Raw genomic sequence first — 13,070 nt, 5'->3', positions numbered from 1 at the left:
AAAGCCAACCTGATTAGATCAGATTGGCTTTTTATCATTTTTTTATCGCGCATCTTATCCAAAAACCGCTTTGCACTTTTTGGGATGCGCTATCGGGCGGCTTTTAGAAAAAGTAGTGCTGCGATTAAGCAGCGCGCTGGCCGCCGCCACCACCGCCACCTGGACGGCGCTTGCGATGGAATGGACGCTTCGGCTTCGCAGCGCCTTCCCCAGCCGCAGGCTTTGAACCCTGACCCGAACGATGTTCGCCGGACTTTGCCATCTTGTTAGCTGGACGGCGATGCTTCTGTGGTACGCTGTGGGAACGTGGCTTGTCGTCCGCATCATCGAATTTTGCGACCGGTGCTGGTGCAAGCTTAACCGGAGCTTCCTTGATCGACAGCTTCGTGCGTGTGACGCGTTCAACGGCACGCAGCTTCGTATCTTCCGTTGCTGCATCATAAAGCGTGATCGAGGCACCGCTTGCACCGTTACGTCCAGTACGACCAATGCGGTGCACATAGGTTTCCGGCTCATCCGGCAGATCGTAATTGACGACATGGCTGATGCCCGGAACGTCAATGCCGCGTGCGGCGATGTCTGTTGCAACCAGAATGCGCAATGTGCCATCGCGGAAGCCGTTCAGCGCGCGCTGACGGGCATTCTGCGACTTGTTACCGTGGATCGCAGCAGCATCAAAACCATCGCGCTCAAGATGGCGAACGACTGCATCTGCGCCATGCTTGGTGCGAGTGAAGACGATGACCGACTTCATGCCCTTGTCGCCCAGAAGACCAGAGAGCAGACGGCGCTTTTCCTTGGTTGGAACAGGATGCACGACCTGCGTGATTTCAGCAGCGGTTGTGCCCTGCGGAGCAACTTCAACACGAACTGGATCGCGCAGCAGGCTCTGTGCAAGTGCTGCGATTTCCTTTGGCATGGTTGCCGAGAAAAGCGCTGTCTGACGGTTCTTGTGTGTACCTTTGGCAATGCGCTTCACATCGTTGATGAAGCCCATGTCGAGCATGCGGTCAGCTTCATCGAGAACCAGCCAGCGGGTTTCCGACAGGTCAACGCAGTTTTCGCGCACGAGATCGGTTAGACGACCCGGTGTTGCGATGAGAACGTCCACGCCGCCCTGCATGCGCTTGATCTGGCTAAGGCGCGATACGCCGCCAAGAACGAGTGCTGTCGAGATATGAGCCTGCTTGGCAACGGTGCGGATCGTTTCTTCGATCTGCACGGCCAGTTCGCGGGTTGGTGCGAGGATCAACGCGCGTGCAGTCTTGCCTTTGCGCTTGTCACCAAGGGCGATGATTTTCTGCAGGATTGGCAAGCTGAATGCAGCGGTTTTGCCAGAGCCAGTCTGTGCGATACCCAGAATGTCGCGGCCTTCCAGCTGATGCGGAATGGCCTGTGTCTGAATGGGCTTTGGCTCGGTCATGCCAGCAGCTTCAACGCCTTTAAGGAGCACGCCGGTAACGCCAAGAGCGGCAAAGCCGCCAATGTTTTCACCAATATTTTCAGTGGTCAATTTAAACTCTTTCGGCGGCACCGCAAAGCTGTGGTCCGCTTAAAAACTTCGGACAAGCGCAACTTGCCGAACGGGAATTTCTTGGATGTACGACGGGACGCCGGAATACTCCGGTCGACTTGCGCTGCCGTGCCCGAAACCAGCCGGGTCTCCCCTGCGCTCAGACCATTCTGATTGCAAGAGGCGAGACGCAACAAGTCCGATTCCGGGAAGGCTGAAACTGTTCAGCCCATGCGCCTGAGCCGCCATATGGGGTGTTTTGCCCCAAAAAGCAAATGATTTATGTTTGAGCGGCAAATCAGATTATGAAATCAGCGAGCACCTGATTGTCTGTAATATCCTGATAAGCCCAGCCTGCTTCCGCAAACTTCTTTTCCAGAATCTTGAAATTGCCTGCATCCTTGGTTTCGATGCCGATCAATACTGAACCGAAATTGCGCGCGGATTTCTTCAGATATTCAAAGCGGGCGACGTCATCTTCGGGACCAAGCAGATCAAGGAAGGAGCGCAGTGCACCCGGACGCTGCGGGAAGCGGAAGATGAAGTATTTCTTCAGGCCTTCGTAGCGAAGAGCGCGCTCTTTCACGTCTGGCAAACGCTCAAAGTCGAAATTGCCGCCGGATACCACGATGACAATACGCTTGCCTTTGAGTTCGCTCTTCTTGAAATCCTTGAGAGCATCAATGCCGAGCGCACCAGCAGGCTCAAGGACAACGCCCTCAATATTCAACATTTCGACAATAGTCGAGCAAAGGCGGTTTTCCGGAACCGTGATGACAACGTTTTTGTCGAAGCCTTTGAGAAGTTTGAAGTTTTCTTTTCCGAGTTCAGCGACAGCTGCACCATCAACGAAATTATCGACCTGAGAAAGCTTGATCCGCTTGCCTGCTTCAAGACTGCCTTTCAGGCTGGCTGCCCCCTGTGGTTCAATAAAGCGATAGGCAGTCTTCCAGCCAAGTGCTGTAAAATATTGTGTTACGCCTGCAGATAGACCACCACCACCAACGGGCAGGAATACAAAATCCGGTTTCTTATTGTCAGGCAACTGTCGCTCGATTTCGAGCGCAACAGTCGCCTGCCCTTCGATGATGCCCTGATGGTCAAATGGTGGCACCATTACACCCTTATTGGCTTCTGCATATTCCTGCGAAGCGGCATAACAGACATCGAAAATGTCGCCGATAAGCTTGATCTCGATAAATTCTGCACCGAAAGCGCGGGTTTTGTCGATTTTCTGCTGAGGCGTCGTGACAGGCATGAAAACCACGCCTTTGCGTCCGAAATGACGACAAGCAAAGGCAAAGCCCTGTGCGTGATTGCCAGCCGAGGCGCAAACGAAGACGGCATTTTCGTCAGCGGTCTTTACGGCACGCGAAATGAAGTTGAAGGCTCCCCGTATCTTATAAGAACGAACTGGGGTCAGATCTTCGCGCTTGAGCCAAATTTCTGCGCCGTACTTTCGTGAAAGATAGTCATTGAGCTGCAAAGGTGTCTCTGGGAAGAGTGCACGCATGGCAGTTTCAGCTTGAGCTACGGCTTTAACGAAGGCGTTCATCGGTCAGCTTTCTGCATTCATAACAATATTTGCGCATGGCTACATGGCTTTGAGAGCGCAAACAAGCTTGAAACGATAAACATGAGTAAATTTGTAATGTTTTATCGGGGAGAATGGGTGGTGCGGTCGGCGGGACTTGAACCCGCAAGCCTAAAAGGCGACGGATTTTAAGTCCGTTGCGTATACCAATTTCGCCACGACCGCAGCATGGGATTTCTATGTCATGATTTGTGAAGCAAATTCAAGCTGTTTCCCACTGTTGTAACAACTGGTTTTGCTGACAGTGGAAATCGCCTGAAGGGTGATGCAGAAAATATTCAACAAATCGCCCGCAACGATTTCGAGGAATAAAAGTTATAGTGAAAACAAACAGTCACATGCGGGGTCTTCATTTTGAAAAACACAGAAAACCAGTTGCAGCATTCTTCTGCCGGGGATTAACTGTGAAGACACAGAATGGAGTCTGGGCATGACGAATACCCCGCAGCAAGCCGTCACGGCTGCAATGCTTGCAATTGGCGATGAACTTCTCTCAGGACGAACGAAAGACAAGAATATCGGACATCTGGCCGATGTGCTGACCGCTGCTGGCATCGATCTCAAAGAAGTTCGCATCGTTCCCGACGATGAAGACGCCATAGTCTCAGCGCTCAACGCTCTGCGACCGGGTTTCGATTATATTTTCACATCAGGCGGCATTGGCCCTACCCACGACGATATTACTGCAGACGCGGTGTCACGTGCTTTTGAAGTGCCTTGTATCTATGATGAGAAGGCAATGGAAATGCTTGCCGCGAATTACGCCAAGCGTGATCTGGAGTTCACGGAATCCCGCAAGCGTATGGCTCGCATGCCACAAGGCTCCGAGCATATTGATAATCCAGTATCGACTGCGCCCGGATTTCATATTGGCAATGTCTATGTCATGGCAGGCGTGCCTTCGGTATTTCAGGCGATGCTCGATAATGTTCTGCCAACATTGAAAACTGGACGGAAACTATTCTCGAAAGCTGTGCGTTGTCCGTTTGGCGAAGGCGTCATTGGTGCGCCGTTGACAGAAATTCAGAAAGAAAATCCTGAAACGATCATCGGTTCTTATCCAAAATTCGAGAATGGCCGTTTCAGCACCGAACTGGTCGTGCGCGGCAGTGATGTGGCTAAAATTGACATTGCGGTGTCTGCGATCGAAACAATGATTGCCACCTTGCAATCTCAGGGCGCGGCTTAATTTAAAATGGAGCCCTCGGAGCGGCTCTAACTATTTGTTTCTGCGCATTATATGATAAAATGGAAATATAGCTGGAAGGAGAACTAATATGTCCTACAAGACGGTGGTCGCCTATTCCCGCAGTGAAGCCGAGTTGAAGCGGGTTTTGTCTGCAGTTGAGCTTTTGATGCGCAGAATGCCTGACATTCACGTCATAGGACTTTACTCTGTTCCCTCTCCTGTTGTGTATGCCGATCCCAACGGGTTTATAGATCCGGGCATGTTTGAGCTGCACGACAAGCAGCACAAAGAAATCTCAGAGCGTCTGAAGCACCTTTTCGAAGAAGAGATGCGTCGTCAGGGCGCTAACCACGAGTTTCGCGTCACCCGCTCTGAAACGGGCACTGCTGCTGACGGTGTTTTGACTTCATGTCTTGGCGCTGAATTGCTCGTTGCCGGTCAACCGGACCCGGATGATCCGGCAACCAATGATGAAACTGCTGATACGCTGGTGTTTCACTCCAGTTGCCCCGTACTGTTGGTGCCCTATGCACCGGTTCATGCAATGGAGGCGCTGGATCGTATCGTTGTCGCATTCAATGGCAAGCGTGAGGCCGCGCGCGCAACTTTTGATGCTCTGCCTCTGATGAAACATGCAAGCCGTACGGAAATTATCTGGGTCGACCCGCCTGAACGCGAAGGCGAAGATGAAGCGCTTGCCGGAAGTGATCTTGCCGAAGCATTGTCTCGTCATGGGCTGGATGTCAGCGTAACTCCACTTCCATCGCATAATCGTTATGCACAGGATGTGGTGCGTGAGCACATCATTGCGCAGCGCGCTGACCTTTTGGTCATGGGAGCATATAGCCACTCCAGGCTTCGTGAGCTTGTTTTTGGTGGCGTGACCCGCGCGATGCTTAACGATTTGCCGATCCTGACGCTTTTCGCCCGTTAGACGCCGTGCGCTCCATTGGGCGCACAAAGGTCGCTCTAACAGCTTAAATTATGCAGTAGACCATTTTCACAAAATGCCGACCTGTTTGTCAGGTCGGCGTTTCATTTCCGGCAATTATTTAGCTCAATTTCAATAAAGGGATGGGCTGCGATCTCACGCCGCTCTTGCAAGATAGGCCTATTTGCGGTTATCAGCATTTCCCGGCGCTGAAATTGCCGGGCGGAAAGCCTTTTCGTACCTGTGCTGCATGCATTTAAAGTGTTGTGCGCGCATGAAGAAAAGCTGCAGATCCAGACAGTTCAGCGCGACTGGCAACTGCCATCGCGCATTTTTGGTTTGACAGGTCCGGAGTGAAACTCCCGGATTTTCCATGGAGCGTTTCGATGTCGTTGCCCGATAAAGCCTTTCCCGTTTCCTGGGATCAGTTCCACCGCGATGCCCGCGCGCTTGCCTGGCGTATTGCCGATATGGACCGCGAATGGCGTGCCATTGTCGCAATCACGCGTGGTGGGTTGGTCCCGGCTGCTATTGTTTGCCGTGAGCTCGGCATTCGTTTGATCGAAACGGTCTGCGTTGCGTCCTATCACGATTATACATCGCAGGGCGAAATGGAAATTCTCAAGGGAATCAGCGCTCCGCTGCTCGAAAATGGTGGCGAAGGTGTCATCGTCGTTGATGACCTGACCGACACGGGTAAAACCGCCGCTATCGTCCGCGAAATGATGCCAAAGGCACATTTTGCAACCGTTTATGCGAAGCCAAAGGGACGCCCGCTCGTAGATACCTTTGTGACGGAAGTTTCGCAGGATACCTGGATCTACTTCCCATGGGATATGGGCTTTACCTATCAGGAACCTATTGCTGGCGGTAAGCGCGGTTAGAGCGCATCCCGAAAAGTGTGAAACGGTTTTCGGACAAAGATGTGCGTTAAAATAAATATTTAGAGCGCCGATCTGATCCAATGACATCAAAACGCGCTCTAAACGAAAATAAATGAAGGTAGGTTGCGGTGGTAAAACCGCCGCAATCACACTATATTGAAAGTCTGCCGAAATAAGATGGAGGCGGACTGCACAGTACTGATTTGAAGCTGTGCGCCCGCAAATTTCAGCAAGCCCTTTAAAATAAAAGCATTTTCGACTTTTATTGTGAGGCAGTGGCGAACAAATCCATTGTCATTTTGGCGAATCAATCCATTCTGTTTGGAAAATGGTGGGACTTTCGCAGTGAAAACACAGGCTAAAAAATTTGTTGCAACGGAAAAGCGTATTCTGACGCCTTCCGGTCGTTTGCAACAAGTTGCGGCACTTGTGTACCGCTACGAAGCGCATGAATTGCAGGTTCTTGTTATCACCAGTCGTGGAACCGGCCGTTGGGTGATTCCCAAGGGATGGCCACAAGTTGGCCGCACGCTTGCGGAGACGGCTGCTCGTGAAGCTTATGAAGAAGCTGGCGTCCGTGGCGAGATATTATCTCAGCCAATCGGGAGCTTTGATTATTGCAAGAGCGACCTGCCACCAGAATGCATCAACCAGTTTACGGTTGCGGTCTACGCTCTGCACTTTATCGAGCGTGCTAAGGATTGGCCGGAACGTGATCAACGTGTTTGCGAGTGGGTTTCCCCGCGTGTAGCAGCCGAGCGGGTCGATGAAATCGATCTCAAGCGCATTCTGTTGGATTTTGACGGTTCACGTATGGCAATTGCCGCTGAATAATCTGTTTAGTGCATTTTAAAGAATATTTTTTGGGCATGCCTCAATTGAAATGATTGAGGCATGCTCAGGAATGTCGTGACATCTGCAATAAATAGATCACGATTCCACTTTTGTTCCGGGGTATCGGAGCTTTATTGGGATTTTACCCACAAAATACGCGTATCACAGTAGATTTCGGATTAATTACGGATTCGGTCGCGGTCCCGCTGTGAACGAAATTTAGACGCGAAGGCTTATCGGTTGCGACACGCTCTTCACGGCCATAATGACGTGAATCTCCCGGGATTGTTAATCCTGTTGTCGCAGAGGATGGGCCGCCAACCAATTTTTGATATTGCGAAGCTCCGCAGGCATCAGAGGTAATTACTGAGGCTGAATTGGAAGCGGGCGTGGTTGTACAGGCGGTGAGAGAGAGTGCTGTAAAAAGCACAGATGTCATTAACAAAGGTTTCAAGTTTCCCCCTGGAAAAATATAAACGAATAAGAACTCAGGCTTAGCCGGAGTTGGGGATAAATGGCACTTATCTATCCTAGTGGAATGAATTTGACGTTTTAACCCCGACCGACTGCAACGCAGTTTCAAACGTCAAATTCGAAAAATCCACTAGATTCGTAAACTTGCCAGTGGTCTTTTTGATTTCGACATTTGTCCGAGCTTGTAATCGAGGGATGCAAATGTCGAAATCAGACCACTAGCCGCAACGCTGGCTTGACCGTCAAACTGGATTAGATGGGATGAAGGTCATTGCTCTTGTTGAGCGATTTTCAAACCAACGGTGGCCTCGGGCCTATGGGGAGGATTTGTTTTCCCCTTCATATAACTGTCATTCTCCCCGTTATCCACATTTGCCCCCAGCACTTTCTCACAATATCTAGCGTTGGAAGCCATATGGTAAACCAAAGCTTGACGCTCATGTCCGAGTCGTTTTTTATGGAATGATCGTTGCGTGAGTAGCGTGGCCGGGCGTCAGGTTGTGTTGGCCTTTTCTTCAATTTAGTCGAGTCAGTAGCGGGCGGTGCGTCGAAAAGATGTTTATCGCGCGGGATTTTTTGCGTCTGAAATTCAGAGGCTTAGCTTGGCAGGAAAGATGAGTTTTGTTGGTGTTGATGTCGGATTAATACTAGATTTAGTATTTTCAATCATGATAACATACCAGATAAGGAAAAACCTTATCCGCAAACTCGCATGACTTCGAATAAGACCGGCCTTGCGGCTGGAACACCAATCATGCCTTCGTGAGCAAGGTTGGCCGAGAAATTATCGAGGAGCACGCTCCTTAACACGATTGCCCTCCCACACAGGGAGGACGTTCGAAACGAATATGCAGGACACCTGTTGTGGCTGGCACGCCAAGGCTGAATTAGGGCTGAAATTGATCAGTCTGGCTACTATATATAGAACGTTTGGATGGGACAGATGAAGATCGAACGCCGTTTTACGAAAGAAAACCAGTCGGCCTATGCGGAGATCGAATTCCGCACGGCGACCAGTGAGATCAAGAATCCCGATGGCTCGGTGGTGTTTCGCCTTGAGGACATCAATGTCCCGGCGCAGTTCAGCCAGGTTGCCGCAGACATTCTTGCGCAGAAATATTTCCGCAAAGCCGGAGTCCCTGCTCGTCTGAAAAAAATTGAAGAGAACGATGTTCCATCGTGGCTCTGGCGCTCGGTTCCGGATGAAGACGCTCTGTCCAAGCTTCCGGAAGATGAGCGTTTTGGTTCTGAAATGGATGCATGTCAGGTTTTTGATCGTCTGGCGGGCACCTGGACCTATTGGGGCTGGAAGGGCGGCTACTTCAACTCAGAAGAAGATGCGAGCGCTTTCCGCGATGAACTCGCTTATATGCTTGCAACGCAGCGTGTCGCACCAAACAGCCCACAATGGTTCAACACTGGCCTGCATTGGGCCTATGGTATTGATGGCCCGGGTCAGGGGCACTTCTATGTTGACTGGCAGACCGGCAAGCTGACGAAATCCAAGTCCGCTTACGAACATCCACAGCCACATGCCTGCTTCATTCAGTCGGTTGGTGATGATCTCGTCAATGAAGGCGGCATCATGGATCTCTGGGTTCGTGAAGCACGTCTGTTCAAATATGGTTCCGGCACCGGCTCCAACTTCTCGCATCTGCGCGGTGCTGGTGAAAAGCTTTCGGGTGGCGGCAAGTCTTCCGGCCTGATGAGCTTTCTTAAGATCGGTGACCGTGCAGCGGGTGCGATCAAGTCTGGTGGCACGACACGTCGCGCAGCCAAGATGGTGGTTGTCGATGTCGACCATCCGGATATCGAAGAATATATCGACTGGAAGGTGAAGGAAGAGCAGAAGGTTGCGGCTCTCGTCACTGGCTCCAAGATCGTCAAGCAGCATCTGACAGCGATCATGAAGGCTTGCGTTAATTGCGAAGCTGACAATGACGATTGCTTTGATGCGTCCAAGAACCCTGCCCTCAAGCGCGAAATCAAGGCTGCAAAGAAGAATCAAGTTCCGGAAAACTACGTCAAGCGTGTCATTCAGTTTGCGCGTCAGGGTTATACGGACATTGAGTTCAAGACCTATGACACCGATTGGGATTCGGAAGCCTATCTCACCGTGTCGGGTCAGAATTCGAACAATTCCGTCTCGCTCAAAGACGAATTCCTGCGCGCTGTCGAAACTGACGGTGACTGGAACCTGACTGCGCGCCGCGATGGCCGCGTGATGAAAACGCTCAAGGCGCGCGATCTTTGGGAGAAGATCGGTTACGCTGCCTGGGCATCGGCTGATCCGGGTCTGCATTTCAACACCACGATGAACGATTGGCACACCTGCCCTGCGGCTGGCCCAATCCGCGCATCCAATCCGTGCTCGGAATATATGTTCCTCGATGATACGGCTTGTAATCTGGCGTCGATCAACCTGTTGACCTACCGCAACAAGGACGGCTCGTTCGACATTAGCGCTTATGAGCATACCGCTCGTCTTTGGACCATGGTTCTCGAAATTTCTGTGATGATGGCGCAGTTCCCTTCGAAGGAAATCGCCCGTCTCTCGTATGAGTATCGTACCCTCGGCCTCGGCTACGCCAATATTGGTGGCCTGCTGATGACTTCCGGCATTCCTTACGACTCAGATGAAGGCCGTGCGATCTGTGGCGCCCTCACCGCGATCATGACCGGTGTTGCCTATGCCACTTCTGCTGAAATGGCCAAGGAGCTCGGTGCTTTCCCAAGCTATGAGCCAAATGCCGAAAGCATGCTCCGCGTCATTCGCAATCATCGCCGTGCGGCTTATGGCGAAAATGATGGTTATGAAGGCCTTGCCGTTAATCCGGTCGGTCTGATTGCTGAAGATTGCCCTGACCAGGACATGATCACCCACGCGCGCGCTGCATGGGACAAGGCACTGGAACTCGGTGAAGAGTACGGCTACCGCAATGCGCAGGCAACAGTTATCGCGCCAACCGGCACGATCGGCCTCGTCATGGATTGTGATACGACCGGTATTGAGCCTGACTTTGCTCTGGTGAAGTTCAAGAAGCTCGCTGGCGGCGGTTACTTCAAGATCATCAATCGCGCTGTGCCGGAAGCACTGCGCACGCTCGGCTATTCGGAAAGCCAGATTGCTGAAATCGAAGCTTATGCTGTCGGTCACGGCAATCTCAATCAGGCACCCGGCGTCAATCCTTCGACACTCAAAGCTAAGGGCTTTACTGACGAGAAGATTGAAGTGCTGAATGCCGCTCTGAAAAGCGCATTCGACATCAAGTTCGCTTTCAACAAGTGGACGCTTGGCGAAGATTTCTGCAAGGACGTGCTCAAGCTCACCGATGAGCAGCTCAACGATTTCTCGTTTGAATTGCTGCCAGCGATTGGTTTTGCCAAGAAGGAAATCGAAGCAGCTAACGTTCATGTTTGCGGAGCGATGACGCTTGAAGGTGCGCCTTTCCTGAAAGAAGAGCATTATGCAGTGTTTGATTGCGCCAATCCTTGCGGCAAAATCGGCAAGCGCTATCTTTCGGTCGAAAGCCATATCTGGATGATGGCAGCGGCACAGCCGTTCATTTCGGGTGCAATCTCCAAGACCATCAACATGCCGAATGAAGCGACCGTTGAAGATTGCAAGAGTGCTTACATGCTTTCATGGAAGCTGGCACTCAAGGCCAATGCGCTTTACCGCGATGGTTCCAAGCTCTCACAGCCACTGAATGCTTCACTTATCTCGGACGATGAAGACGAAGATGATGCGGTTGAAGCGCTGATCGAAGCGCCGGCAGCAGCGCGTGCTGTTCAGATCACAGAGCGCGTCGTTGAAAAAGTCATCGAAAAGATTGTTCATGAGCGTGAGAAGCTGCCGAACCGTCGTCAGGGTTACACGCAGAAGGCAGTCGTAGGTGGTCATAAGGTTTACCTTCGCACAGGTGAGTTTGGTAATGGTCGCCTCGGTGAAATCTTCATTGATATGCACAAAGAAGGTGCTGCTTTCCGTGCAATGATGAACAACTTCGCTATTGCTGTGTCGCTCGGCCTTCAATATGGCGTGCCGCTCGAAGAATATGTCGAGGCATTTACGTTCACGAAGTTCGAGCCTGCGGGCATGGTCATCGGCAATGATGCGATCAAGACGGCAACGTCGATCATCGATTATGTCTTCCGTGAACTGGCTGTGTCTTACCTTGGCCGCAACGATCTCGCTCATGTCGATACGAGCGATTTCTCGAACACGGCGCTCGGTAAGGGCATTCAGGAAGGCAAAACCAATCTCGTTTCCACCGGCTGGACACGCGGCTACAAGCCGACATTGGTGTCAAACACCCCATCCGGCACCCTGCCCGGCAATGAATCAAAGGGATCGGCTACATCGGCACCACAAGGTTCAAATGTTACGACATTGAAATCCTCCTCCCCGCGCGCGGGCACAGTTGGTCTGGTTACTGAAGGGGCGACTGCACTCAAGCGCGAGTTTGAGGAGCAGGCAACACCAGCACCTCAGCAGGAAAATCAGGCAGCAACCGAGCTGTTCTCTGACAAGGCTGCAGCTGATGCGGCATCTGCTCGTGCAGAAACGACGAATGCGGCCAAGAAGCTCGAAGCTGATCGCCGTATCAAATCGATGATGCAGGGCTACACGGGTGACAGCTGCACGGAGTGCCAGAACTTCACCATGGTTCGCAACGGCACTTGCCTCAAGTGTGATACGTGCGGCGCTACAAGTGGTTGCAGTTAATCTGCATTTCGATTGAATATAAAATTCAGGCCGGTTTTAACCGGCCTGTTTTATTTTTAAAATACATTCTAAGCTGATTTATATCTCTTATTCAGATCCTTATTGTTCATAAAAAAATATATAAAATTCGGAACTCAATTCATCTCTCTACGTTCAACTAATGCAACCGAGCGTATAAAGGAGATGGTTATGCTTAGAACAACACTTCTGACAACGACGTGTGCACTGTTTATCGGTGGATCAGCTTTCGCGCAGACGGCAACTCCGGCACCGACCGAAGCAGCGCCTGCAGCAGCAGAGCTTCCAGTCTCATCCCAGAACATGTTTGGCAGCCCGCCTTCTGAAGATGCCGATAAGGTCGGCTTTGTTGAATCGAAGGACGGACAACTCCTTGTATCAAGCTTCATCGGTCAGACCGTTTATGAGAGCGACGCCGCCGACGCTGCCTCTGTTGGTAAGCTCAACGATTTGATCACCAGCCCTGAAGGCGAAATTCAGGCAGCCGTGATTGGTGTCGGTGGCTTCCTTGGTGTCGGCGAGAAGGACGTGGCTGTGAGCCCTGATCAGTTACAGCTTGCAACACGAAGCGACGGCAAAAAGTGGTTGGTCATCAAGGCCACGAAGGAGCAGCTGACCGAGGCACCGACTTTTGATCGTTCTGCACTCTTTGCCGACGGTGTAGCCGATAAAGCCGCTACAGGTGAGACAGAGACTCCAGCGACAGACGCGCCCGCGGCTGATCCGTCTACAGCGCCAGCAACACCTGCTCCTGCGCAGTAAAACTATATCCTTGTGTACTGTATGGATAAAAGTCCTGGCCTCTGGCCGGGGCTTTTATTTGAAATGATGCGAACGGTTGATTTCAGCAGTTCATACACGTACCACTGTTGAACAATCACCAAATCATTCGAACATTTCATTT

Annotated in this window: 8 protein-coding genes and 1 tRNA gene; 6 read left to right on the top strand and 3 right to left on the bottom strand. The window is 51.5% G+C overall.

From position 1 onward, the window contains the following. Window positions 1–124 precede the first annotated feature (124 nt). The 3 genes from ACSME1_RS01010 to ACSME1_RS01000 all read right to left on the bottom strand — a co-directional run bounded on the left by ACSME1_RS01010 (window position 125) and on the right by ACSME1_RS01000 (window position 3,272). Window positions 125–1,534, bottom strand: coding sequence for a DEAD/DEAH box helicase (locus ACSME1_RS01010; protein ID WP_024898892.1), 1,410 nt, complete (start codon window positions 1,532–1,534; stop codon window positions 125–127). A gap of 277 nt (window positions 1,535–1,811) precedes the next feature. Next, window positions 1,812–3,068 (bottom strand): threonine ammonia-lyase IlvA, encoded by a 1,257-nt coding sequence (gene ilvA / locus ACSME1_RS01005; protein ID WP_024898893.1) that lies wholly within the window; start codon window positions 3,066–3,068, stop codon window positions 1,812–1,814. A gap of 118 nt (window positions 3,069–3,186) precedes the next feature. Beyond that, window positions 3,187–3,272, bottom strand: a tRNA-Leu gene (locus ACSME1_RS01000). 265 nt (window positions 3,273–3,537) lie between these two features. Here ACSME1_RS01000 and ACSME1_RS00995 point away from each other — a divergent pair. The 6 genes from ACSME1_RS00995 to ACSME1_RS00970 all read left to right on the top strand — a co-directional run bounded on the left by ACSME1_RS00995 (window position 3,538) and on the right by ACSME1_RS00970 (window position 12,928). Beyond that, entirely contained in the window at window positions 3,538–4,296 is a 759-nt protein-coding gene (locus ACSME1_RS00995) for a competence/damage-inducible protein A (RefSeq protein WP_024898894.1), read from the top strand. An 88-nt stretch (window positions 4,297–4,384) separates the two neighbouring features. Then, window positions 4,385–5,230: a universal stress protein gene (locus tag ACSME1_RS00990; protein WP_100558980.1), complete on the top strand. Its 846-nt coding sequence runs from the start codon at window positions 4,385–4,387 to the stop codon at window positions 5,228–5,230. Between the two features lie 383 nt (window positions 5,231–5,613). Next, window positions 5,614–6,111, top strand: coding sequence for a xanthine phosphoribosyltransferase (gpt, locus tag ACSME1_RS00985; RefSeq protein WP_007875001.1), 498 nt, complete (start codon window positions 5,614–5,616; stop codon window positions 6,109–6,111). A 345-nt stretch (window positions 6,112–6,456) separates the two neighbouring features. After that, window positions 6,457–6,945, top strand: coding sequence for an NUDIX hydrolase (locus ACSME1_RS00980; protein ID WP_105705931.1), 489 nt, complete (start codon window positions 6,457–6,459; stop codon window positions 6,943–6,945). Between the two features lie 1,417 nt (window positions 6,946–8,362). Continuing rightward, a complete protein-coding gene (locus tag ACSME1_RS00975) occupies window positions 8,363–12,148 on the top strand; it encodes a vitamin B12-dependent ribonucleotide reductase (protein WP_024898692.1) in 3,786 nt (1,261 codons plus the stop codon). Window positions 12,149–12,337: 189 nt separating this feature from the next. Continuing rightward, complete coding sequence (locus tag ACSME1_RS00970; protein WP_024898693.1) at window positions 12,338–12,928, top strand: PRC-barrel domain-containing protein; 591 nt, start codon at window positions 12,338–12,340, stop codon at window positions 12,926–12,928. The last annotated feature ends 142 nt before the right edge of the window (window positions 12,929–13,070 follow it).

This window comes from Brucella pituitosa (assembly GCF_965577835.1).
In the GTDB taxonomy this organism is placed as follows: domain Bacteria; phylum Pseudomonadota; class Alphaproteobacteria; order Rhizobiales; family Rhizobiaceae; genus Brucella; species Brucella pituitosa.
This window is presented reverse-complemented; position numbering and strand designations above follow the sequence as displayed.

Coding starts and splice junctions, on each gene's coding strand:
- ilvA (WP_024898893.1), bottom strand. CDS start 3,068: ATGAACGCCTTCGTTAAAGCCGTAGCTCAAGCTGAAACTGCCATGCGT.
- ACSME1_RS00995 (WP_024898894.1), top strand. CDS start 3,538: ATGACGAATACCCCGCAGCAAGCCGTCACGGCTGCAATGCTTGCAATT.
- ACSME1_RS00990 (WP_100558980.1), top strand. CDS start 4,385: ATGTCCTACAAGACGGTGGTCGCCTATTCCCGCAGTGAAGCCGAGTTG.
- gpt (WP_007875001.1), top strand. CDS start 5,614: ATGTCGTTGCCCGATAAAGCCTTTCCCGTTTCCTGGGATCAGTTCCAC.
- ACSME1_RS00975 (WP_024898692.1), top strand. CDS start 8,363: ATGAAGATCGAACGCCGTTTTACGAAAGAAAACCAGTCGGCCTATGCG.
- ACSME1_RS00970 (WP_024898693.1), top strand. CDS start 12,338: ATGCTTAGAACAACACTTCTGACAACGACGTGTGCACTGTTTATCGGT.